The organism is Mesorhizobium sp. M1428, from assembly GCF_040317515.1.
Taxonomy (GTDB): domain Bacteria; phylum Pseudomonadota; class Alphaproteobacteria; order Rhizobiales; family Rhizobiaceae; genus Mesorhizobium.
On the sequence record NZ_JAMYKT010000008.1, the window covers coordinates 123671 to 146773 of the forward strand.

Genomic DNA, 23103 nt, shown 5'->3' on the forward strand with positions numbered 1-23103 from the left:
CGGGCGAAATTTGTGGCTGACCAGACTTCGACCGTAAACCCGTGGCCGGCGGATGCCGTCCCTTCCGATCTGATTTCCCCTCGCCGCAAACGGCTCGGCTGGGGGCTGATGGCCGTTGCGACGCTTGGCTTGCTGGCGGTAATCGCGCTGGAGATCCTGTACAAGACCGAAGCCGACACCATCGGCTTCGAGACCTGGCGGCCCGTCGTCTATGCCTATGTTCTGTGGGGCCTGGCGATTGGCGCCGGCCAGGTGCTGACGCGCGGCGAGGACGGCCAGCGTGCCCTGTTCCTGCTGCCGGCGCTGCTGTTCACCATCGCCATGGTGATCTTCCCGACCCTGTTCGGTGTCTACATCGCGCTCACCGACTGGAACCTCAGTTCCTTCAGCGGCCGCACGTTCAACGGGCTCGCCAATTTCTGGCAGATGCTGGGCGATCCCTACTACCGCAACGCGCTGTTCAACATGGCGCTCTATGTGCTGGCGGTGTCGGTCGAATATATCATTGCCTTTGGCTTGGCGTTGTTGCTCAACGCGCAGATCCGGGCGCGAAAATTCTTCCGCGTTGTCTTCCTCTTGCCCTTGATGCTGTCACCCGTCGCGGTGTCGTGGATGATCGGCAAATCGCTGATGGAGTACCGCTTCGGACCGGCCGCGACGCTGGCGCGGCATCTCGGCTGGGAAAACCCGGCCTTCTTCTCCAACCCGATCACTGCCCGCATCTCGATCATGGTGCTCGACGCGTGGACCTTCATCCCGTTCATGATGATCATGCTGCTGGCCGGGCTGCAGGCGATGTCGCGCGAGGTGCTCGAAGCCGCGCGGGTCGACGGCGCCAACGCCTGGCAGACCTTCTGGCAGGTCACTTTCCCGCTGATGCTGCCGGTGTCGGTGACGGCGGTGATCCTGCGCATCATCTTCAAGCTGAAGCTTGCCGACATCATCATCACGGTGACGTCCGGCGGTCCGGGCGGTGCGACAGATTCCGTGTCGAGCTTCATCTATCGCGAGTATCGCGACCGCTCGAATGTCGGCTACGGCACTATGCTGGCGATGGCCTATCTGGTCATCATCGTTGTGTTCGTCACGTGGCTGTTGAAATTTGCCAACCGCTTCGTGCGCAATGTCAATTGAAGCAAGATCGGGTGAATTGAAACAAGATGAGCGTCCAGACCACCGAATATGTCGCCTCGGAGATCCGCTCGCCGGCGAGCTTCGTCGCCAGTCGCGTCTTCATCTACGGCGCGCTCGCCTTCTGGGCATTCATCTGCCTGTTCCCGATCTATTGGACGATAACCACCTCGTTCAAGACCGCGGTCGATGTCACTCAAGGTCATTTGATCCCGTTCGTCGATTTCCAGCCGGATTGGAAAGGCTGGCGCTCGCTCGGCCTTTCACCGGACTCGATCTTCCAGACCTCGACGGTGCGCGAGGAATTCCTCAAGCGCTTCATGAATTCGGTGATCACCTCGGTCGGCGCATCGAGCCTCGCCATCGTCATCGGCAGCCTCGCCGCCTACGGACTTACCCGCTATCGCTACCATTTCGCCTGGTTCAAGAACGAGGACATCTCGTTCTTCTTCCTGTCGCAGCTGATCCTGCCGCCGGTCGTGTTGGCGCTGCCCTTTCTCGTGCTTTACCGGGAAGTCGGCATGCTCGACACGCGCGTCGGGCTGATCCTGCTCTATACGCTGATGGTGCTGCCGATCGTCATCTGGATCATGCGCGACCAGTTCAATTCCATTCCCGTCGAGCTTGAGGAAGCAGCCCTCGTCGACGGCCTGTCGATCTGGGGCGCGTTCTTCCGCATCGTCATGCCGATCGCGCTGCCGGGCATGGTCGCCGCCTTCATCCTGGCGATGGTGCTGTGCTGGAACGAGTATTTCTTCGCCGCGCTTCTGACCTCGACCGACGCCAAGACCATTCCTGTCATGGTGGCGAGCCAGACCGGCTCACAAGGCATCAACTGGTGGTCGATGGCAGCGCTTGCCACCGCCGCCATCACACCGCTCGCCGTCATCGGCATCGCGCTCGAGCGTTACCTGATCATGGGCATGACTGCGGGCGCGGTGAAGTAATTGCGCCAGCCTTCCCTTCTCCCACAACAAGGCACAACAAGGGGAGAAGGGAAAACCGCGCTAACCCGAAAGTGTTGCCCGCAAATGCTCGAGGATCATGGCAACCCCTTTTTGCCCCAATTCCGCCGAGGCTTCGGGCGCACTTGCCGTGTACCAGCCGGTGTTGTCGGCGAAGCGGCCGGCATCCACCGCTTCCGGGCACAACGCCAGCATCAGCGACGTCTCGCCGGTGCCGGCATGGTCGAACGGGTACTGGCTGTGCATTGAAGCCGGCATCAGCGGATGCACCTGCACCCAGTTGAAGAAATTGCTGCCCTCGGCGTGCTCGGCATAATAGTCGGCCATCGCCGCAGAGCCCCACCAGCCTTCGCCGCGTTCTTTCTCCAGGAAGCGGAAGATCGCCTGCCGGCCGGCGGCCTTGAAGGCGAGATCGGTTGGCATGCCGGCGGCAAAATTTTCGGTCTGGTGGTGAATGATGGCATGGATGTTGCGGAAGCCGATGCGCAGCAGGCTATAGAACAATTCTTCCGCAAATGGCGCCAGCACATTGCCGCCGACCTGCACCGAACCACTACCTTCCGGCGCCGCCACCGCATAGCTCGCCGCGCCGTAATAGAAGGGCGGCAGAATGACGATCTCGGCTTCTTTTTCGAACAGTTCCAGGCTCTTGACCACCGCCAGCGTGTCCATTCCGACGGCCATGTGCTCGCCATGATATTCGAGCACACCGAGCGGCAACACGACCGGCCGGTTCTCGGCGATCGCCTTGCGGATCTGGTGCGGCAGCATCAATTCGTAGCGCATGACACCTACTCCATATTGGTGTGGCGGGCGCGCATCGCTTCCGGCGAGACGCCGGTCAGATCCCTGAGCTTCAGCACCATCACTTCGAAGAGGACGAACAGCGCGCCTTCGAAAACCGAGCCCATCGGCAGGACGGATGTCTTTTCGGGACCCTGGTCGTCGGCCATGGTCTGAGCAGGAATAAGCAGTGTGAAGTCGGCCAGCTTCGCGGCAGTGCTGTCGGCTTGCGCGGTGAGCAGCAGGACGGCTGCACCGGCATCGCGTGCGACCTGCATCAAGGTCAGCACGGTCGAGGTCTCGCCCGGGCCGGAACTGCAGAGGAAGACATCGCCCGCGCCCAGCGGCGGCGTGGTCATGTCGCCGACGACGAACACCGGCAGACCGAGATGGTAGAGCCGCATGGCAAAACCCTGGACCTGCAGCGCCTCGCGGCCGCAGCCATAGGTGACGATCTTTTTCGCACCGGCCAGGATGGCGCAAGCCGCGTCGATGCGGCTTGCGTCGATACGCTCCAGCACGGTGCCAAGCTCGTTCAGCGCAATCCCAAACAGGTTTTCGCCGACGTCCGTCATGACATTTGCACCAGCTTGCAGGTGCTGTAGAACCACTTGAATATCTCAGTCACATCTGCCCCGAACGGCTTGTTTTCATTCATGCTATCACCGCGAAAATCGGTGTCCAACGATACGCAGTGCTTTTGATGCGCCACAGCCGTGATAGTGTCACGGCAAATCGCAAATGAGGAAACGACAGCATATGAAGACACGGCATTTCGACCGCATTGGCAATGGCGGCATCACCTTCACCGAGCTCGGCTTCGGCACCGCGCCGCTCGGCAATCTCTACCGCGCCGTTTCCGATGCGGATGCCAATGCCACCCTGGAGGCGGCATGGCGGGTCGGCTGCCGCTACTTCGACACCGCGCCGCTCTATGGGCTGGGCCTTGCCGAAACGCGGCTCAATCCGTTCCTGCGTTCGAAGAAGCGCGACGACTACCTGCTGTCCAGCAAAGTCGGGCGCATCATGCGCGCCTGCCCGCCGGAACAGCGCACCGGCATCGGCAAGTTCTTCGACACCCCATCGCGCCGCGAGGTCTACGACTATAGCTATGACGGCGTCATGCGCTCCTTCGAAGCCTCGCTGGAACGGCTCGGCGTCGACCGCATCGACATCCTCTTCGTGCACGATGTCGACATCTTCACCCATGGCAGCAAGGAAGCCTCGGACCAGCGCATCCAGGAATTCATGAGCTCCGGCTACTACGGATTGCTGGCATTGCGCGATCAGGGCGTGATCAAGGCATTCGGCGGCGGCATCAACGAGTGGCAGGTTGCCCAGACGCTGGCCGAGCGTGGCGATTTCGATCTGTTCCTGCTTGCCGGGCGTTACACGCTGCTGGAGCAGGAAGCGCTGCAGTCTTTCCTGCCGCTATGCCAGCAACGCGGCATCGGCATCGTTCTCGGCGGGCCTTACAATTCCGGCATCCTGGCAACCGGGCCGAAGCCCGGCGCCTACTACAACTATTCGGAGGCGCCGCAGGACATCATCGACCGCGTCACCCGCATCGAGGCCGTCTGCAAGCGCCACGGCGTGCGCCTGATCGAGGCGGCGCTGCAGTTCCCGCTGCTGCATCCTTCCGTTGTCTCGGTAATCCCCGGCGGCCAGCGGCCGGGCGAAGTCGAAAGCAATCGCTCGCTGCTCGACGCGAAGCTGCCATCGGCGCTGTGGGCCGATCTCAAGAAGGAAGGCTTGATGCGCACTGACGCGCCAACGGTATAGGCCGCCTTTTCCAACAGAAAAGAAAAACCGGATATGCCGGCTTTTCTTTTCTCTGAAAGACTTAAGGAGGCGCTTAGTTGACCGCGTCCTTGAGGCCCTTGCCGGCCGAGAACTTCGGCACGGTGCGCGCCGGGATCTTCACTTCCGCACCGGTCTGCGGATTGCGGCCGGTCGACGCGGCGCGTTTTGACACGGTGAAATTTCCGAAGCCGACAAGCCGGACATCGCCGCCCTTTTTCAGTTCGCCGGTGATGACGGAAAACACCGCATCAACCGCCGACTGCGCGTCACCCTTCGAAATACTCGCGGCATCGGCGACAGCGGATACCAGTTCGTTCTTGTTCATAAAAATTCCCTTCCATGAGAAAACCGGAATACTCGACTCATCCGGCAGGAAACGGACTTTAGAAAGAAGCGCTCCGGCAACCAAGTCGAAAAGCGCCAAGAAAGTCGAAAAAAGCCCGGAAATCCGCGGTTCTTCACATGAAAAAGCCGGGCTCAAGGCCCGGCTCTCTCTTTGTGCATTGCAACTTTAGCACGCGCTAATGCGCCAGCGATTTACCAGCCTCGTCTCCGACATCGACCACGGCCGGCGCATTAACGGGCTCGACCCACTGGATCGGTTCCGGCATGCGCACCAGCGCATGGCGCAACACTTCGCCAACGCGTGAGACCGGAATGATTTCCATGCCGCTCTTCACGTTTTCCGGAATCTCCGCCAGATCCTTGGCGTTCTCTTCCGGGATCAGCACCTTCTTGATGCCGCCGCGCAGTGCGGCAAGCAGCTTTTCCTTAAGGCCGCCGATCGGCAGCACCCTGCCGCGCAGCGTGATCTCGCCGGTCATCGCCACATCGGCCCTGACCGGGATACCGGTCAGCACCGAGACGATCGCCGTCGCCATCGCCACGCCAGCCGACGGTCCGTCCTTCGGGGTTGCGCCCTCTGGCACGTGGACGTGGATGTCGCGCTTGTCGAACAGCGGCGGCTCGACGCCGAAATCGATGGCCCGTGAGCGGACGTAAGAGGCCGCCGCCGAGATCGATTCCTTCATCACGTCGCGCAGATTGCCGGTCACCGTCATGCGGCCTTTGCCGGGCATCATGACGCCTTCGACCGTCAGCAGCTCGCCGCCGACTTCCGTCCAGGCAAGTCCGGTGACGACACCGACCTGATCGTCGGCCTCGACCTGGCCGAAGCGGAAGCGCGGAACACCAAGGTAATCGGCGAGATTGTCCGCCGTGATGTTGATCGTCTTCTTCTTCGTCTTCAGGATCTCGGTCACCGCCTTGCGGCCGAGCTTCATCAGCTCGCGTTCCAGGCTCCGCACGCCCGCTTCACGGGTGTAGGTCTGGATGATGCCGCGGATCGCGTCCTCGCCGACGGAAAACTCCTTCGGCTGCAGCGCGTGATCGCGGATCACCTTGGGCATCAGGTGGCGCTTGGCGATCTCGATCTTTTCGTCTTCCGTGTAGCCGGCGATACGGATGATCTCCATGCGGTCCATCAAGGGCGCAGGGATGTTCAGCGTGTTCGCCGTCGTCACGAACATCACGCTCGACAGGTCGTATTCGACCTCGAGGTAATGGTCCATGAACGTCGAGTTCTGCTCGGGATCGAGCACCTCGAGCAAAGCCGATGACGGATCGCCGCGGAAATCCTGGCCCATCTTGTCGATCTCGTCGAGCAGGAAGAGCGGGTTGGATTTCTTCGCCTTCTTCATCGACTGGATGACCTTGCCGGGCATCGAGCCGATATAGGTGCGGCGGTGACCGCGGATCTCGGCCTCGTCACGCACGCCGCCCAGCGCCATGCGGATGAACTCGCGGCCGGTCGCCTTGGCGATCGACTTGCCGAGCGAGGTCTTGCCGACGCCGGGAGGTCCGACGAGGCACAGGATCGGCCCCTTCAGCTTCTTCTGGCGGCTCTGCACGGCGAGGTATTCGACGATGCGGTCCTTGACCTTGTCGAGGCCGAAATGATCCGTATCGAGCACATTCTGGGCAAAGGCCAGATCCTGCTTGACCTTGGAGTTCCTGCCCCACGGGATCGACAGCAGCCAGTCGAGATAGTTGCGCACGACGGTCGATTCAGCCGACATCGGCGACATCGTCCGCAGCTTCTTCAGTTCGGCTTCCGCTTTTTCGCGGGCCTCCTTGGAGAGCTTGGTCTTCTTGATGCGCGCCTCGATCTCGGCGGCCTCGTCGCGGCCGTCCTCGCCCTCGCCGAGCTCCTTCTGGATCGCCTTCATCTGCTCGTTGAGGTAGTATTCGCGCTGCGTCTTCTCCATCTGGCGCTTGACGCGCGAGCGGATGCGCTTCTCGACCTGCAGCACCGAGATTTCGGCTTCCATGAAGCCCATCGCCTTTTCCAGCCGTTCCTTGACGGACAGCGTGGCGAGCATCTCCTGCTTCTCGGGGATCTTGATGGCAAGATGCGAAGCGACCGTGTCGGCGAGCTTGGAATAGTCGTCGATCTGGCTGGCGGCACCCACCACTTCGGGCGAGATCTTCTTGTTCAGCTTGACGTAGTTCTCGAAGTCGGTGACCACGGAACGTGCCAGCGCCTCGACCTCGACCTCTTCCTCATCCGGTTCGACCAGCGCCGCAGCACGGGCCTCATGGAAGTCGGGACGGTCGGTGAACGCGACGATTTTCGCGCGCGAGGCACCTTCGACCAGCACCTTCACGGTGCCGTCCGGCAGCTTCAGCAATTGCAGCACGTTGGCGAGCGTGCCGATGTCAAAGATGGCATCGGGCTCCGGATCGTCGTCGGCGGCATTCATCTGGGTCGCGAGCAGGATCTGCTTTTCCTGACCCATCACTTCTTCCAGCGCCTTGATCGACTTTTCACGCCCGACAAAGAGCGGAACGATCATGTGCGGGAACACCACGATGTCGCGCAGTGGGAGGACTGCGAAGACGCCGTCGCTGGGAGCCTTGGATAATTTGGCCATTGTCCAACCTTTCATGTCGCGGCCGCCAATCGGCCAACCGCGAATCTCATATTAACGACCGGGGATCGTTCCGCCTACCACCGTTTGTGACGGGAGTTTTACAGCACAGAATTCGGCACCACGGCCTTCTGCCATTAGTTGGAGGCACAGGGCGTAAAGATCAAGGGTCAACACGGTCCGTCCCTCCAATCCGCGGCCAATTACGCGGCGCCGTACGCTGGGTGCGACAGCAAAACGGCGCCCTGCGGCGCCGTTTCAGAAAAATCCATTGCCGGCTCACGTCAGGCGCTGACGTTGCCCTTCTTTTCCTTCTGCTCGGAATAGATGTAGAGCGGCCTGGCGTTGCCTGACACCACCTCTTCCGAAATAACCACTTCGCGCACGCCTTCCAGTGCCGGCAGCTCGAACATGGTGTCGAGCAGGATCGCTTCCATGATCGACCGCAGGCCGCGCGCGCCGGTCTTGCGCTCGATGGCGCGCTTGGCGATCGCCGAGAGCGCGTTCTCGTGGAAGGTCAGGTCGACATTCTCCATCTCGAACAGCCGCTGATACTGCTTGACCAGCGCGTTCTTCGGCTCGGTCAGGATCTGGATCAGTGCCGGCTCGTCGAGATCCTCCAGCGTCGCCAGGACAGGCAGACGGCCGACGAACTCGGGAATGAGGCCGAACTTCAAGAGATCCTCAGGCTCGACCAGGCGGAAAACATCGCCGGTGCGGCGATCCTCGGGCGAAGCGACGATGGCGCCGAAACCGATCGAGGTCTTCCTGCCGCGATCCGAAATGATCTTGTCCAGGCCGGCGAAAGCGCCGCCGCAGATGAACAGGATGTTCGCAGTGTCGACCTGCAGGAATTCCTGCTGCGGATGCTTCCTGCCGCCCTGCGGCGGCACGGAGGCGACAGTGCCTTCCATGATCTTCAAAAGTGCCTGCTGCACGCCCTCGCCCGACACGTCGCGGGTGATCGAGGGGTTGTCCGACTTGCGCGAGATCTTATCGATCTCGTCGATATAGACGATGCCGCGCTGGGCGCGCTCGACGTTGTAGTCGGCCGACTGCAACAGCTTCAGGATGATGTTCTCGACATCCTCGCCGACATAGCCGGCCTCGGTTAGCGTCGTCGCGTCGGCCATGGTGAAGGGGACGTCGATGATGCGGGCCAGCGTCTGCGCCAGCAGCGTCTTGCCGCAACCGGTCGGGCCGATCAGCAGGATGTTCGACTTCGCCAGCTCGACGTCGTTGTTCTTGCCGGCATGGGCGAGGCGCTTGTAGTGGTTGTGGACGGCCACCGACAGCACGCGCTTGGCGTAGGGCTGGCCGATGACGTAGTCGTCGAGAACCTTGAGGATTTCCTGCGGGGTCGGCACGCCCTCGCGCGACTTCACCATCGAGGTCTTGTTCTCCTCGCGGATGATGTCCATGCACAGTTCGACGCATTCGTCGCAGATGAACACCGTCGGCCCGGCGATCAGCTTGCGCACTTCGTGCTGGCTTTTGCCGCAAAACGAGCAATAAAGCGTGTTCTTGGAATCACCGCTGTTGTTGCCGACCTTGCTCATTTTCCTGTCCTTTCATGGCCGCCCGCCGATGGTCTGGTTGAAAGGGCGCATATTCAATCTATCGCGGGAATCCGCTGCCGCCAGTGCCCCGGCTCCCCGCAACGCATTCCGTACGAAACACAAATCGGAAAACGGGGCAATGATTCGAACAACCCCACGCAAAGCTAAGCCGTCGAAAATCAACATAGCCTTAACGTAGGCAATTGCACCCGTCGAGGGAACAGCCAATTGTGGCCGAAATGCCGCAAGCTGCGCCAAAAGCGCGTGATCCGGCCACTCATTGCCACCGCGGGGGCGCCTCGGGCCTATAAGGCAATACCTTCGACCGGCTCACGTGACGAAATGACCTTGTCGATGAGACCGAAATCCCTGGCCTCGTCGGCAGTCATGAAATGGTCACGGTCGAGCGTTTTTTCAATCTCATCGTAGCTCTTGCCGGTGTGCTTGACGTAAACCTCGTTGAGGCGGCGCTTCAGCTTGATGATGTCCTGGGCATGGCGCTCGATGTCCGAGGCCTGGCCCTGGAAGCCCCCGGAAGGCTGGTGGACCATGATACGGGCATTCGGCGTGGCAAAGCGCATGCCCTTCTCGCCTGCGGTGAGAAGCAGCGAGCCCATCGATGCGGCCTGGCCGATGCACAGCGTCGACACGGCAGGCTTGATGAACTGCATGGTATCGTAGATCGCCATGCCCGAGGTGACGACGCCGCCGGGCGAGTTGATATAAAGGTTGATTTCCTTCTTCGGATTCTCCGCCTCGAGGAACAGCAGCTGCGCGCAGACCAGCGTCGCCATGCCGTCCTCGACCGGACCGGTGATGAAAATGATGCGCTCCTTGAGGAGCCGCGAGAAAATGTCGTAGGCCCGCTCGCCGCGATTGGTCTGTTCGACCACCATCGGAACGAGGTTCATGTAGGTTTCGACGGGGTTCTTCATGGACTATCCCTTTTTGAGGATGGGATTCCGGCGCCGGAGATTTGCAATCGGGCAGAATCGGTTCTGGATCGTTATTGTGTAAATAGGATGCCGGCTCACCCTAGCGCAAGGCCGCCTCTCCTAGCCATCCGGTTAAGTCGAATCAAGGTTTCCAAACCAGTTTCGCCTGTCGCCGTCCCGGCAGCCCCTCTCCTGCGGTGGGAAGGGGCGCTCATGCCTGGCCGTTGTTTAGCAGTTTCTTAACCGCATCGCTTAACGAAAAATAGTGAAACCGCTTTTTCCGGTCACGGCTTGCCCTACAATCCAACGTTGAACTCGCCTCACGCAGTTCAAACAGGGGGAGTGCGATGATCAGGAAAGCTGCTTCCTTGGCCCTTACCGGCATCACCGTTCTCGGCATGGCGTCCGCAACGGCCGCCGGCGGACGCGCGGTCGAATGCTACGAGCAGGTCAACCGGCCGGCCGTCTACGACACGGTCTATGAGGACGTGCTCGTCAGCCCAGCCGGCCAGCAGGTGGAATACGAGGCGCCAATCTACGGGACGCGCGAGCGCGTGGTGCAGATCGCACCGGCGCGCGTCAGCTACGAGATCGTGCCCGCCATCACCCGCACCATCTACCGCACCGTGAGGGTCGATGACGGCGGCTATTCCTGGGAATGGCGCATCATTCATGGCCGCAAGGTGCTGTGCAAGGTCAGGCACAGGGCGCGCTATGAACGCGTGGCCGAAATCGTCGTGGTTGAGCCGGAACGCCGGCGGCGCGTTGTCCTCCCCGCCGAATACGAAAGCGTCGCCGAAGAGGTGCTGGTGCGGCCGGAGCAGCGGCGCATAATCGACATTCCGGCGTCCTATCAGACAGTGGCTCGCCGTGTGGTGGTCAGGGAGCGCTCGTCGAACTGGCGGCGCGTGCATATTCCGAGGCATTGCCGATACTAGGCGCTCAGGCCGCCTCGGCCCTGAGCCATTTCTTCAGGCCGTCGACATCGCCATTGCCGACGCAGGCCGCAACCCTTCTGCCAACTGCCGCGCCGAACTTGTAGCCGTGGCCGGAGCAGGCCGAGACGACCAGGCATCTGCCTTTCCGGTGGGCCAGGAACTTCTCGTCGGCGGTGAAGGTGTAGGCGCAGGTGACCACTTCGGTGACCTTGTATTCCTCGATGCGGGCAATCGGCGGCGAAAACAGGTTGCGGATCGCCTCACCCTCGCCCGGCACCGGCTGGCGGTTCCAGTCGGCATCGCTGGTCGGCACCCTGTGCAGGCCCGAGCCGAATTTCATGCCGGCTCCACCTGTCGGCGGGATTGCATAGCCGTCGACGCTGCCGCCGATGTCGAGGACAACGGGTGCAGCCTGCCAAGCTGCTTTCAGATCCGCAGGCGGTTCGACATAGGCGAGCGCGGTGCGCCAGGTTTTCAGTTGGCCATCCAGCTCCGGGAACAGCTTTAGCACCCAGGCGCCGGCAGCGACGATGATCCGGTCGGCCTGCATCGTTTCGCCGCTCGCAAGCACGACATGTCCGGCGGCCGCGTCGATCTCGACCACCTTGCTGTTTTCGTAGACATTAGCGCCATTCGCCCGCAGCCATCGGGCGAGGCCCGAGGCGATCTTGCGGCAGTGCAACGCGCCACCGTCCGGTGAAAAATAGGCATAGCGGAACGAACCGGGCTGCAGGAACGGCCAGCGTTCGACCGCGGCGTCCGGTTCGAACAATTCGATCGGATAATTTCCGGCTTCCATGCCTTCGCGGTATTCCTCCGCCTCATCTCCCGGCTCCCGCGAAATACAGATGAAGCCGCGCGGATCGAGATGGCTTTCGCCGAGATCGGCCCACATCTCGTCCCATGCTTCGTAGGCTTCGGTGATCAGCCGGCCGTAGCCCGTTCCGGCCCGGTAGGCGCGGCGGATAATGCGATGATGGTCGCCCGACGCGGCAAGCGGATTGGAAATCGGTCCCTGCTCGACGATCGAGACGAGGTGACCGGCCTTGACCAGCGACCACGCCGTCGAAAGCCCGGCAATGCCTGCACCGACCACGATCACATTCATGAAAACTGTCCTTCCGCAACCACTTCGGGCGGCTCACCTCACGGGAGGGCAACATACGGTCTGGCACCAGACTGGCAAGCCGCGCCAATGATCTGGCATGACCGAATTGAAGCCGCCCTACCTTGCCTTTGATCCAGCTACGCGTCGCCTGCGGCTCGATCCGCACGAGCCGGCTTTTTTCCAGAATCCATACGAGGCGTATGCCTTCCTGCACGGCGCATCGAACGCCTTTGTCTGGGAAGAATTTGGTTTCTGGTGCTTTGGCGGCTTCGACGACGTCAACCGTCTGTTGCGCGATCGCCGCTTCGGCCGCCAGAACCCGGCCGGCATTCCAGACAGCCGGGGCATCGGCCAGGACCGCACGCATCTCAGCGCCTTCGACGGTGTCGAGGCCAATTCGATGCTGGAGCTGGAGGCACCGGTCCACACACGGCTCAGAACGCTGGTCAACCGCGCCTTCGTCTCGCGCCAGGTCGAGCGGCTCAGGCCGCGCGTCGAGGCGCTGGCCAATGAACTGATCGACCGTTTCGAACCAGGAGGAGTCGACCTGCTGCCGGCGTTCGCCGCTCCCTTGCCGATCACCATCATTGCGGAAATGCTCGGCGTGCCGGTCGACATGGGGCCGCAGCTGCTCGACTGGTCGCATCGGATGGTCGCCATGTACATGCATGGCCGCACCCGCGAGACGGAGGACACGGCCAATCGCGCCGCGCGCGACTTTTCCGATTTTCTGCGCGGCTACGTCGCCGAGCGGCGAAAGAGGCCGGGCGAGGATCTTCTGTCGCTGCTGATTGCGGAACAGGAGGACGGCCAGAAACTGTCGGAGGACGAACTGGTGTCCTCAGCAATCCTTTTGCTCAATGCCGGCCATGAGGCAACTGTCCACCAAACCGGCAATGCGGTGCGCTCGATCCTTGCGCAAGGCGGCGACCCACGCCGCTTCTTCGCCTCGCCGGAAGCAACAGCCGCTACAGTCGAAGAGTGCCTGCGGTACGACGCGCCACTGCACATGTTCACGCGCCACGCCTATCAGGAGGTCGAGGCCGGGCCTGGGATCATCGTTCAGCCGGGCGAGACAATCGGTCTTCTGCTCGGCATGGCCAATCACGACCCGGTGGCCTTTGCCGAGCCCTTCGCCTTCAGGCCGGACCGTGCCGACCAGAAGAACATATCGTTCGGCGCCGGCATCCATTTCTGCATCGGCGCGCCGCTCGCCCGGCTCGAACTGCAGGTGTCGCTAAAAACCTTGTTCGAGCGCTTACCGCGGCTGCATCTTGCCGAACAGCCGCGCTTGCGCGACACCTATCATTTCCATGGGCTGGAGACGCTCGCCGTGCGCTTTTGAGCATTCGGTCCGGCAGGCTCAGCCGCAGGGGTGATCAAAGCTTGATCACATACTCCTTGCGAGTCGTTTCAAGCACTTCCCAGCTGCCCTTAAAGCCCGGCCTCAGCACGAAACTGTCGCCGGCCCTGACAGTGCGCGCATCGCCGCCGTCTTCGGCGATCACCGAAACCCCTGACAGGATGTGGCAGAACTCCCATTCATCATATTCGATGCGCCATTTGCCTGGCGTCGCTTCCCAAATGCCGGCATAGAGGCCGCCGTCCTGTTCCTCGACATTCCAGGTGCGGAATTTCGGATCGCCCGAAATCAGGCGATCCGGCGCCGGTGCGCCAAGTTCCGGTTCGACGGTGTCGACGCCGACGGAAAGAAATCTCGGCGTGGTCATGGCGATCAAACCTTGGCGAGAGCCTGTTCCAGATCGGCGACGATGTCATTGACGTCCTCGATACCGACCGAAAGCCTGACCGTGTCCGGCCCTGCCCCCGCGTTGATCTTCTGCTCGTCGGAAAGCTGGCGATGCGTGGTCGATGCCGGGTGGATGACCAGCGACTTAGTGTCGCCGACATTGGCCAGGTGCGAGAACAGTTCGAGCGCCTCGACGAACTTGATGCCCGCCGCGTAGCCGCCCTTCAACCCGAAGGTGAACACCGCGCCGGCGCCGAGCGGCGAGTACTTCTTCTGCAACGCATTGTTCTTGTCGTCGGGCAGGCCGGGATAGGACACCCAGGCAACCTTGGGGTGGTTGGAGAGCCATCCGGCGACCGCCGCCGCATTGTCGCAGTGGCGCTGCATCCTGAGGGGCAAGGTTTCCAGGCCGGTCAGGATCAGGAAAGCGTTGAACGGCGAAATCGCCGCGCCGATATCGCGCAGGCCGAGCACGCGGGCAGCGATGGCGAAAGCGAAATTGCCGAAGGTTTCGTGCAGCACGAGGCCGCCATATTCGGGGCGCGGCTCCGACAGCATCGGATATTTGCCCGACTTCGACCAATCGAAGGTGCCGCCGTCGACGATGGCGCCGCCGATGGAATTGCCGTGACCGCCGATGAACTTGGTCAGCGAATGCACGACGATGTCGGCGCCATGTTCGATCGGCCGCAGCAGATAGGGCGAGGCCAGTGTGTTGTCGACGATCAGCGGCAGGCCGTGCTTGCGGGCAATGTCGCCGATCTTCTCGATGTCGACGAAGACGCCGCCCGGATTGGCCAGGCTTTCGATAAAGATCGCCTTGGTCCTGTCGTCGATCTGGCTCTCGAAGGTCGAGATGTCGTTGGTGTCGGCCCAGCGCACCTGCCAACCGAAATTCTTGAAGGCGTGGCCGAATTGGTTGATCGAGCCGCCGTAAAGCTTTGTCGCTGAAACGAAATTGTCGCCGGGCTGCATCAGATTGTGGAAGACCAGCACCTGCGCGGCATGGCCGGAGGCGACCGCAAGGCCTGCCGTGCCGCCTTCGAGTGCCGCGATGCGCTCTTCCAGCACCGCCTGGGTCGGGTTCATGATGCGGGTGTAGATGTTGCCGAACGCTTTTAGCCCGAACAGCGAGGCGGCATGGTCGGCATCGTCGAAGACGAAGGAGGTCGTCTGGTAGATCGGCGTCGCTCGCGCGCCGGTCGCCGGATCCGGTTTGGCGCCAGCATGGACGGCGAGCGTGTTGAAACCGGGCGTGCGGGCCATCGAAAACCTCCCTGAATGGTGAATGGTGAATGGTGAATGGTGAATGGCAAAGTCGGCCAGCCTCACCCTGATTGCAAGCGGCTCATATGCCGCCTTGCCGGCCTTCCAGAAAAATCCTTCTATTCACCATTCACTATTCGCTACCTACTTCTGGCGAACGCCGAAACTCTGGAACCCCGGGCGCATCAGCGGCTTCTTCGACGACAGCACGCCTGAATTGACGCCGGTCCAGCCGATCTCGCCCGACAGCTTGCCATATTCGATCTTGGGGCAACGGTTCATCACCACCTTGATACCGGCGGCTTCGGCGCGCGCGGCCGCCTCGTCATGGCGTATGCCAAGCTGCATCCAGATGACCTTCGGCAGCGGATCGAGCCGCAACACCTCGTCGACAATGCCCGGCACGGCAGAGGAAGCGCGAAAGACGTCGATCATGTCTACGGGCACCGGAACGTCGGCGAGCCTGGCGTAGGTCATCTGGCCGAGGATCTCCTTGCCGGCCTGGCCGGGATTGATCGGGAACACCGAAAACCCCTTGCCGAGCAGATATTTCAGCACGAAATAGCTCGGCCGCACGTCATTGGCCGACGCGCCGACCATGGCGATGGTCTTCACCGAATTGAGGATGCCGGCGATATAGGCGTTGTCGTAGGCGTCGTGATTCATGCCTCGTCCTCATACAGCGCTTCGGCGAGAAAACCATCTGGATCATTGCAAAAATTGCGCATCATGCGGAAATGGTCGGTATCGCTAAAATCGGCGGGGTCGAGCCCGGACCGGCTGATGCGGAACAGCCGCGCGCCGGGACAGGCCATCAGCAGCGGCGAATGCGTCGCCATGATCACCTGTGCCGTGCCGGACTGGTCCATCCGCCGCAGCATCTTGAGAAGTTCGATCTGCCGCGTCGGCGACAAGGCGCTTTCGGGCTCGTCCAGAATGTAAATGCCTTGCCGGCGGCAGCGCTCCTCGAAGAATCTGATGAAGCCCTCGCCATGCGACCAGGACAGGAAGTCGGGCGGCGCCTCATGTGCGTCGATGGCAGCCTGATCGAGATAGCGGGCGACCGAATAGAAGGATTCGGCGCGAAAGAACCAGCCAGCAGTGACCTTCGGCAGCCAGTGGCCGCGCAACGTTGCCGCCAGCGCCGCGCCGCTCTTGTCGATGGCGCGGGAGTGGTCGACCGGCATGTAGCCCTTGCCGCCGCCGGCTTCATCGTAGCCGGCCAGCGCGCCGATCGCTTCGAGCAATGTCGATTTGCCGGTGCCGTTCTCGCCGACGATGATGGTGATCGGCGTGGTGAATTCGAGCTCGAATTCATGACCGTGAAAGATCGGCAGGTTCCAGGGATATTTTTCCCAATCGACGACCCGGCTGGGCTCGATCAGGATGCGTTTGAGATAGGGCGCCTTCAGCCGCGTCAGTTGCTTGCGATGAGCCAGAGGGGAACCTCGTCAGGCCGGCAGCGAAATCGATCCGTCTTCCGCGATCGGAAAAGCCGGATTGTGCGCCACTTCCCAGACATGCCCGTCCGCATCGGCGAAATAGCCGTACCAGCCACCCCAGAAGGCGCGCCCGGCCGGCTTGACGATCTTGCCGCCGGCCTTCTCTGCCATCGCCAGCACTTCGTCGACTTCGGCGTCGGAGCGGGTGTTGTAGGCAAGGTAGACCGCCGACGGCGCCCTGGAGAAGGTAACGCCCGAATCCTCTTCGGCGCTTGGGCGTGGAAACAAGCCAAGAATGGCACCCCCCATCTGGAAGAAGGCAACGCCGTCGGTGATCCCGGCATGGCGGGTCAGGCCCATCGCCTCATAGAAGCGCGTCGCGCGCTCGAGATCGTCGGTGGCGATGGTGATGATGGAGATGCGCGGTTCCATATCCGCCTCCTATTCCTCCGGCCATTCCGGCTTGCGCTTGCCGATGAAGGCGCCAATGCCCTCTTCCGCATCGCGCGCCAGCATGTTCTCGACCATGACGCGCCCGGTGTAATCATAGGCCTCGGCCAGCCCCATTTCCGCCTGCTCATAGAAGGCTTCCTTGCCGATCTTGACGACCAGGGACGATTTGGACGCAACGGTTTGCGCGTATTTGGTGACAATCTGATTCAGATATTCGCGCGGCACGACGCGGTTGACCAAGCCGAATTCCTTGGCGGTTGCCGCATCGATGGTCTCGCCGGTCAAAAGCATCTCCATGGCGTGCTTGCGCGAGACGTTGCGCGACAGCGCCACCATCGGCGTTGAGCAGAACAGTCCGATATTGACGCCAGGCGTGCAGAAGGTCGCCTCGTGCGAGGCGATGGCGAGGTCGCAGCTGGCGACCAGCTGCAATCCGGCCGCCGTCGCCAGGCCGTCGACTTCGGCGATCACCGGCTTGGGATGGCGAACGATCGCCTGCATCAGTGAAGCGCAGGCGGAAAACGTCTTTTCGAAGAAGGCCCTGCCGCGATCGGCATCGGCGCGATGCGTGCTCAACTCCTTGAGGTCATGCCCGGCGCAGAACACTTTGCCGGCCGCCCCAAGGATGATGACGCGGACGGACTTGTCGGCCTTGGCGCGGTCGAGTTCCGTCGTCAGTGCCGCCATCACTGCGAGCGAAAGAGCATTGGCCGGCGGATTGGCGAGCGTCAGGCGCAGGACGCCCTTATCCAGCCGGGCGGCGACCGGCCCTTCGGCAACGGCAGGCTTGATGGCGACGATTTCGGCCATGGGTCATTCCTCCGCGATTCCGGATCGGTGATCGACTAATCTAGTATGCGGGTCTCGCTTCGTCCAACACTCCGCTTCTGCCATAATGAATGGCTGTTGCCAGAAACCGCACGCTGCGCTCAAACAGGCAGGCGCAAACGAGAGACCGCCATGCCTGCCCAAAGCAATCTCAAGCCGGTGCTGACGGCTGCTGATGTCAACGCGCTGATGGCGACCGTTTTCCCGCAACTCAACGACCAGTTCAACTTCTATGAGGCGTTGGAGGTGTTTCCAGGCGGCTGTGTCGTGCGGCTGAATGCCGACGAGCGCCATTTGCGTCCCGGCGGCACCGTCTCGGGTTCGGCGCTGTTCACGCTGGCCGACATAGGCGGCTATGTCTGCGTGCTTTCGCATGCCGGACCGGATGCGCTTTCGGTCACCACCAGTCTCAACATCAATTTCGTCCGCAAGGCCGAGACCGGGCCGATCGACGGCCATTGCCGCATCCTGAAGCTGGGCAAGAGCCTGATGGTGTTCGATATCGACATCGTCGCCGGCCCGGAAGGACACACGGTAGCGCACGCAACGGGCACCTATTCGATCCCGCCAAGGCGGATTCCGGCCTAATGCTTTCTATTGAATTTTTTTGTTGATGTGTATATATGTGCGCATAGGTGATGTTTGCTTGAGCGTGACAGCCGCAAAGTCGTGAAGCGTCTCAAGGATGATGGTTTCGAGCTGGTTTCCGTACGCGACTCGCATCACAAGTTCCGAAAGGGCGAGATCGTGGTGATCGTTCCGCATCCGGAGAAGGATCTACCAACCGGTACAGCTCGCGCCATCGCCAAACAAGCGGGCTGGATATAGGTGACCTGAAGCGTCTTGGAGGCTGAGATGAAGAACTATTTCGCGTTGGTCGATAAAGATCCCGACAGCGCGTTCGGCATTCGCTTTCCAGACATTCCCGGCTGCTTTTCAGCCGCGGACGAGGCGGAAGACATCGTACCGAATGCAGTCGAAGCGTTGCAGTTGTGGGCGGAGGACATGCCTGTTCCCGAACCGTCCAGCCATGAGGCGATCGTCGCGCTTGCGGATATACGCAAAGCACTTGCTGAAGGAGGCTATCTGGTGTCGGTACCACTCATCGACAACGACAGCGCCGTCGTGAGGGCGAATGTAACTTTCGAGCGCGGCGTCTTGCGGGCGATCGACGCTGCGGCGCGCGACCGAGGTATAACGCGATCCGCATTCCTCTCCAGCGCAGCTCGCAAGGAAATCGAGGCAAAGCACTGAGATTTGTCTGACACAGAGCCAAGTCGTGATGTGGTAAAATGATACCTTCAACTCAAGTACTTGTTTTTATTTAGCTTTATCTTCTGGCAAGCATTTCACGCGCCTTGACGCGATAACCACCCTCCCCTATAAGCCCTCACGGAACAGCGGCCCGCAAAGGCCGCCGTTTTGTTATTGGCGACGGCAAGTGCCTTTCGCCAATCCAAGCAACAAGAAACGCCTTCTTTTGAAGGTCCGAACCGAAAGCAACAATCCATGGCAACCTTTTCGCAGAAGCCTGCGGATGTGGTGAAGAAGTGGGTGCTGATCGACGCCGAGGGTCTCGTCGTCGGCCGTCTCGCCACTGTCATCGCCAATCATCTTCGCGGCAAGCACAAGCCCACCTTCACCCCGCATGTCGACGACGGCGACAACGTCATCGTCATCAATGCCGACAAGGTGGTGTTCACCGGCAAGAAGTTCACCGACAAGGTCTATTACTGGCACACCGGCCACCCCGGCGGCGTCAAGGAGCGCACCGCGCGCCAGCTGCTCGAGGGTCGTTTCCCCGAGCGTGTCGTCGAGAAGGCCGTCGAACGCATGATCCCGCGTGGCCCACTCGGCCGTCGCCAGATGAAGAATCTCCGCGTCTATGCAGGCACGGAACATCCGCATGTCGCCCAGCAGCCCGTCGTCCTCGACGTGGCCAAGCTGAACGCCAAGAACAAGAAGGTTTCGTAAGATGGCTGAGCTTTCCTCGCTCGCAGAACTCGGAACTGCCACCGGCAATACCAACACCCAGCCGGCAGCACCCGTCCATGTCCAGAAGCTCGACAAATCGGGCCGCGCCTATGCCACCGGCAAGCGCAAGAACGCCATCGCTCGTGTCTGGGTGAAGCCCGGCTCCGGCAAGATCGTCGTCAACGACAAGGTGTTCGCCGAATATTTCGCGCGCCCGGTCCTGCAGATGATCCTCAACCAGCCGATCATCGCCGCCAATCGCGCCGGCCAGTACGATATCGTCGCCACCGTCATCGGCGGCGGCCTTTCCGGCCAGGCCGGTGCCGTGCGCCACGGCATCTCCAAGGCGCTGACCTATTACGAGCCGGCGCTGCGCGCCGTACTCAAGAAGGGCGGCTTCCTGACCCGCGACAGCCGCGTCGTCGAGCGCAAGAAGTACGGCAAGGCGAAGGCCCGCCGGAGCTTCCAGTTCTCGAAGCGCTAAATACCCTATTTTCTATCGATTTTTTCAAAGGGGCTGCGTACTCGCAGCCCCTTTTGTTTGTCGACATAGCAATCCCGCATCTTCAGGTGACCCAACGTAATATTAGTAGTATCTTAATTACAGGCGCGTTCCAGACCCCAGGGCAGCAGCCAACTTCAAAGAGCGGGAGCTGTGCACGTTGCGACGCGCCGGCAACCTGACGCTCGCGAAGGAGGAGGCAATGCGCATCCATTCCAGCAGTGTATTTCTAGCAGCTGTCGCCGTGACTTGGGCATTCGCCGCGCCTGCGGCCGATAAAAGCGACGAGCAGCTGATCGAGAATGCGACTACAGCGGCACCGGAGGCTGTCGGCAAAAACGCCGCCGTCGTGAATTGGGAGATGAAGACGTTGAGGAAGGGCACCAACGGCTTCACTTGCATCCCGGACGACCCTGGCACTCCCGCAGACGACCCAATGTGCACGGATGAGAATGGAATGGCGTGGATGCACGCGATCATGTCCAAGAAGGAGCCGCCAGCAGGAAAGGTTGCCTTCGCCTATATGCTGAAGGGAGGCGATGCGGCCAGCAATACCGATCCCTTTGCAACCAAGCCGCCGGAAGGGGCCGAATGGCTGCATGACGGTCCGCACGTGATGGTCATGAATGCACCGGACTTGATGGCGTTGTATCCCCACGAGCCGAATCCGACGCAGCCATATGTCATGTTCCCCGGTACGCCGTACGCGCACCTGATGATCCCGGTCAAATAGTCCAAGCAAGACCTGCCGCGAAGCATAGCGGGAGGTCACCTGAGGGAAGGGAGCCGCGCTTATTTTCGGGCGCGGCTCTCCCAGATATCAGGGCTGGCCGGCCGATACCTTGATGAAATCGATAAACGCCCGCAGCGGCGCCGGTACGAGGCGCCGGCCAGGATAATAAAGGAACGGCCCGGAGAAGCTCTGCCACCACGGCTCAAGCACCGGTTCGAGCGCCCCGCTCTCGAAGTGAGGGCGCAGCCAATCCTCAAACAGGCTGACGATGCCTGTGCCGGCGATGGCTGCATCGACCTTGAGGTCGGTCGCCCCGCCCAGGGTCACGAGAAGCGGCCCACTTGGGTCGACCCGCACCACCTCGCCGTCGCGCTCGAATTCCCACGGCGGCATTGCACGGTTGGCAAAGCGGCCACGCAGGCAGGCGTGGCCGAGCAGGTCGCTCGGGTGTTGCGGCCGGCCATGACGATCCAGGTAGGCCGGGCTGGCGGCGGTGGCGAAGCGCTGCACGCGCGGTCCGATCGGCACGGCGATCATGTCCTGCTCCAGCCGCTCCTCATAGCGAATGCCGGCGTCACACCCCGCCGCCAGCACATCGACGAAGCTCTCCTCTGAGATCACCTCCAACCGGATGCCTGGATAGGCGGCGAGAAAAGGCGGAACGATGCCGGGCAGCACCAGCCGCGCCGCGCTGACCGGCACATTGAGGCGCAACGTACCTGCCGGCCTGTCGCGAAAGCCGTTCACCACGTCGAGGGCCGACTCCACCTCGGTCAAGGCAGGACCGAGCCGCGCCAACAGGCCTTCGCCGGCTTCCGTCAGGACAACGCTGCGGGTCGTCCGGTTGAGCAGCCTGACACCGAGCTGCGTCTCCAGGCGCCGCACCGCCTCGCTCAAGCCGGACGCACTGCCGCCGCTCATGCGCGCCGCATCGCGAAAACCGCTGGCGCGCGCTACGGTCACGAAGGCGTTCAGATCTCCAAGGTCGATTTTCATTGTTCGCTATTCCGTACAGCCCGTGCAGATTGTACCCAATTATCATGAGATCGGACAGCGTGTATCTGTGCATCATCCCAGAAGGAGCAAAGATCATGTCCAGCATCGACAAGTCAGGCACATTCACTCTCGGCGACCGCACCGTGAAGCGGCTCGGCTACGGCGCCATGCAACTCGCAGGGCCGGGCGTTTTCGGTCCGCCCAAGGACCGTCACGTGGCATTGGCCGTGCTGCGCGAAGCCGTCGCGCAAGGTGTCGATCACATCGATACCAGCGATTTCTATGGTCCGCATGTCACCAACCGGCTGATCCGAGAGGCGCTCGCGCCCTATTCCGACGACCTCACAATCGTCACCAAGATTGGTGCCCGGCGCGGCGCGGACGGCTCGTGGATCCCGGCCTTCTCGCCCGAAGAATTGACCCAGGCGGTGCACGACAATTTGCGCAATCTCGGGCTCGACGTGCTGGATGTGGTCAACCTCAGAATCACATTCGACGTGCATGGCCCCGCCGAAGGATCGATCGAGGCGCAGCTCGCCGTTCTGGCCGAGCTTCAGCGGCAGGGCCTGGTGCGTCACATCGGGCTGAGCAACGTCACCGCTGCGCAGATCGCGGAAGCGCGGCGGATGGTCGAAATCGTCTGCGTGCAGAACCAGTACAATCTGGCGCACCGGGGCGACGATGCCCTGATCGACAAACTTGGCCGTGACGGCATCGCCTATGTGCCGTTCTTCCCGCTTGGCGGTTTCAACCCGTTGCAGTCGTCGACCTTGTCGAATGTCGCGGCGCGCCTCGGCGCCACGCCAATGCAGGTCGCACTCGCCTGGCTGCTGCAGCGTGCGCCCAACATCCTGCTGATCCCGGGCACGTCTTCCGTCGCGCATCTCAGGGAGAACCTCGCCGCGGGCGATCTCGCGCTGCCGGAAGATGCGCTCGAGGAATTGGACGGTATCGGCGGCAATGTCCCCGCTCACGCGTAGCGTGGCAATCACTCTGGTTCGTGCCAG

General features: G+C 61.7%; 26 protein-coding genes. 12 read left to right on the forward strand and 14 right to left on the reverse strand.

The window, feature by feature from the left end; all coding sequences use genetic code 11:
• The first annotated feature begins 12 nt into the window (after positions 1–12).
• Positions 13–1134 carry a carbohydrate ABC transporter permease gene (locus NKG60_RS13890; protein ID WP_352865711.1) on the forward strand — a complete coding sequence of 374 codons (1122 nt, stop codon included), beginning with the start codon at positions 13–15 and terminating at the stop codon, positions 1132–1134.
• A gap of 26 nt (positions 1135–1160) precedes the next feature.
• Positions 1161–2078 (forward strand): carbohydrate ABC transporter permease, encoded by a 918-nt coding sequence (locus NKG60_RS13895; protein ID WP_352865708.1) that lies wholly within the window; start codon positions 1161–1163, stop codon positions 2076–2078.
• A gap of 60 nt (positions 2079–2138) precedes the next feature.
• Here the strand turns inward: NKG60_RS13895 and NKG60_RS13900 are convergent, their stop codons facing one another.
• Positions 2139–2882, reverse strand: a complete 744-nt coding sequence (locus NKG60_RS13900) for a creatininase family protein (protein WP_352662668.1) — start codon at positions 2880–2882, stop codon at positions 2139–2141.
• Between the two features lie 5 nt (positions 2883–2887).
• A complete protein-coding gene (gene hxlB, locus NKG60_RS13905; protein ID WP_352865704.1) occupies positions 2888–3454 on the reverse strand; it encodes a 6-phospho-3-hexuloisomerase in 567 nt (188 codons plus the stop codon).
• Between the two features lie 184 nt (positions 3455–3638).
• Here hxlB and NKG60_RS13910 point away from each other — a divergent pair, with 184 nt between their 5' ends.
• On the forward strand, positions 3639–4661 hold the full coding sequence (locus tag NKG60_RS13910; RefSeq protein ID WP_352865701.1) for an aldo/keto reductase: 1023 nt from the start codon (positions 3639–3641) through the stop codon (positions 4659–4661).
• A gap of 73 nt (positions 4662–4734) precedes the next feature.
• On the opposite strand, the gene NKG60_RS13915 is transcribed toward NKG60_RS13910, so the two are convergent.
• The 4 genes from NKG60_RS13915 to clpP form a co-directional block, all read right to left on the reverse strand.
• Positions 4735–5007 carry an HU family DNA-binding protein gene (locus tag NKG60_RS13915; protein ID WP_006201846.1) on the reverse strand — a complete coding sequence of 91 codons (273 nt, stop codon included), beginning with the start codon at positions 5005–5007 and terminating at the stop codon, positions 4735–4737.
• Positions 5008–5203: 196 nt separating this feature from the next.
• The gene (gene lon / locus NKG60_RS13920; RefSeq protein WP_352865699.1) at positions 5204–7615 is read right to left on the reverse strand and encodes an endopeptidase La; all 2412 of its coding nucleotides are present in this window, start codon (positions 7613–7615) and stop codon (positions 5204–5206) included.
• A gap of 281 nt (positions 7616–7896) precedes the next feature.
• Positions 7897–9171, reverse strand: coding sequence for an ATP-dependent Clp protease ATP-binding subunit ClpX (gene clpX / locus NKG60_RS13925; protein ID WP_006332719.1), 1275 nt, complete (start codon positions 9169–9171; stop codon positions 7897–7899).
• A gap of 305 nt (positions 9172–9476) precedes the next feature.
• Complete coding sequence (gene clpP / locus NKG60_RS13930) at positions 9477–10106, reverse strand: ATP-dependent Clp endopeptidase proteolytic subunit ClpP (protein ID WP_352516802.1); 630 nt, start codon at positions 10104–10106, stop codon at positions 9477–9479.
• Positions 10107–10453: 347 nt separating this feature from the next.
• On the opposite strand from clpP, the gene NKG60_RS13935 reads away from it, so the two are divergent.
• Complete coding sequence (locus tag NKG60_RS13935) at positions 10454–11044, forward strand: hypothetical protein (RefSeq protein ID WP_352865697.1); 591 nt, start codon at positions 10454–10456, stop codon at positions 11042–11044.
• A gap of 4 nt (positions 11045–11048) precedes the next feature.
• On the opposite strand, the gene NKG60_RS13940 is transcribed toward NKG60_RS13935, so the two are convergent.
• The gene (locus tag NKG60_RS13940) at positions 11049–12152 is read right to left on the reverse strand and encodes an NAD(P)/FAD-dependent oxidoreductase (RefSeq protein WP_352865694.1); all 1104 of its coding nucleotides are present in this window, start codon (positions 12150–12152) and stop codon (positions 11049–11051) included.
• A gap of 97 nt (positions 12153–12249) precedes the next feature.
• Between NKG60_RS13940 and NKG60_RS13945 the strand changes: the two genes are divergently transcribed.
• On the forward strand, positions 12250–13497 hold the full coding sequence (locus tag NKG60_RS13945) for a cytochrome P450 (RefSeq protein ID WP_352865692.1): 1248 nt from the start codon (positions 12250–12252) through the stop codon (positions 13495–13497).
• A 34-nt stretch (positions 13498–13531) separates the two neighbouring features.
• Here the strand turns inward: NKG60_RS13945 and NKG60_RS13950 are convergent, their stop codons facing one another.
• The 6 genes from NKG60_RS13950 to NKG60_RS13975 all read right to left on the reverse strand — a co-directional run bounded on the left by NKG60_RS13950 (position 13532) and on the right by NKG60_RS13975 (position 17873).
• The gene (locus tag NKG60_RS13950) at positions 13532–13882 is read right to left on the reverse strand and encodes a cupin domain-containing protein (protein WP_352865689.1); all 351 of its coding nucleotides are present in this window, start codon (positions 13880–13882) and stop codon (positions 13532–13534) included.
• 5 nt (positions 13883–13887) lie between these two features.
• Positions 13888–15168: an O-acetylhomoserine aminocarboxypropyltransferase gene (locus NKG60_RS13955; RefSeq protein ID WP_352662687.1), complete on the reverse strand. Its 1281-nt coding sequence runs from the start codon at positions 15166–15168 to the stop codon at positions 13888–13890.
• A 144-nt stretch (positions 15169–15312) separates the two neighbouring features.
• A complete protein-coding gene (locus NKG60_RS13960) occupies positions 15313–15834 on the reverse strand; it encodes a CoA-binding protein (protein WP_352865686.1) in 522 nt (173 codons plus the stop codon).
• Positions 15831–16607, reverse strand: coding sequence for an AAA family ATPase (locus tag NKG60_RS13965; protein ID WP_352663353.1), 777 nt, complete (start codon positions 16605–16607; stop codon positions 15831–15833). Before NKG60_RS13965 ends, NKG60_RS13960 begins: the two co-directional genes overlap by 4 nt.
• Positions 16608–16619: 12 nt before the next feature.
• On the reverse strand, positions 16620–17042 hold the full coding sequence (locus NKG60_RS13970; RefSeq protein WP_352865684.1) for a VOC family protein: 423 nt from the start codon (positions 17040–17042) through the stop codon (positions 16620–16622).
• Between the two features lie 9 nt (positions 17043–17051).
• On the reverse strand, positions 17052–17873 hold the full coding sequence (locus NKG60_RS13975) for an enoyl-CoA hydratase (RefSeq protein ID WP_352662695.1): 822 nt from the start codon (positions 17871–17873) through the stop codon (positions 17052–17054).
• Positions 17874–18023: 150 nt separating this feature from the next.
• On the opposite strand from NKG60_RS13975, the gene NKG60_RS13980 reads away from it, so the two are divergent.
• The 6 genes from NKG60_RS13980 to NKG60_RS14005 all read left to right on the forward strand — a co-directional run bounded on the left by NKG60_RS13980 (position 18024) and on the right by NKG60_RS14005 (position 21100).
• On the forward strand, positions 18024–18479 hold the full coding sequence (locus NKG60_RS13980) for a PaaI family thioesterase (protein WP_352865682.1): 456 nt from the start codon (positions 18024–18026) through the stop codon (positions 18477–18479).
• 54 nt (positions 18480–18533) lie between these two features.
• Positions 18534–18719: a type II toxin-antitoxin system HicA family toxin gene (locus tag NKG60_RS13985; RefSeq protein ID WP_352865680.1), complete on the forward strand. Its 186-nt coding sequence runs from the start codon at positions 18534–18536 to the stop codon at positions 18717–18719.
• A gap of 27 nt (positions 18720–18746) precedes the next feature.
• Positions 18747–19145, forward strand: a complete 399-nt coding sequence (locus NKG60_RS13990; RefSeq protein ID WP_292654201.1) for a type II toxin-antitoxin system HicB family antitoxin — start codon at positions 18747–18749, stop codon at positions 19143–19145.
• Between the two features lie 255 nt (positions 19146–19400).
• On the forward strand, positions 19401–19865 hold the full coding sequence (gene rplM / locus NKG60_RS13995) for a 50S ribosomal protein L13 (protein WP_023674645.1): 465 nt from the start codon (positions 19401–19403) through the stop codon (positions 19863–19865).
• A gap of 1 nt (position 19866) precedes the next feature.
• Positions 19867–20349: a 30S ribosomal protein S9 gene (gene rpsI, locus NKG60_RS14000; protein ID WP_023717316.1), complete on the forward strand. Its 483-nt coding sequence runs from the start codon at positions 19867–19869 to the stop codon at positions 20347–20349.
• 220 nt (positions 20350–20569) lie between these two features.
• Positions 20570–21100, forward strand: coding sequence for a hypothetical protein (locus NKG60_RS14005; protein ID WP_352865677.1), 531 nt, complete (start codon positions 20570–20572; stop codon positions 21098–21100).
• Positions 21101–21187: 87 nt separating this feature from the next.
• On the opposite strand, the gene NKG60_RS14010 is transcribed toward NKG60_RS14005, so the two are convergent.
• Positions 21188–22096 carry a LysR family transcriptional regulator gene (locus tag NKG60_RS14010; RefSeq protein WP_352865675.1) on the reverse strand — a complete coding sequence of 303 codons (909 nt, stop codon included), beginning with the start codon at positions 22094–22096 and terminating at the stop codon, positions 21188–21190.
• 95 nt (positions 22097–22191) lie between these two features.
• On the opposite strand from NKG60_RS14010, the gene NKG60_RS14015 reads away from it, so the two are divergent.
• A complete protein-coding gene (locus tag NKG60_RS14015) occupies positions 22192–23076 on the forward strand; it encodes an aldo/keto reductase family oxidoreductase (RefSeq protein ID WP_352865673.1) in 885 nt (294 codons plus the stop codon).
• Positions 23077–23103: the final 27 nt, after the last annotated feature.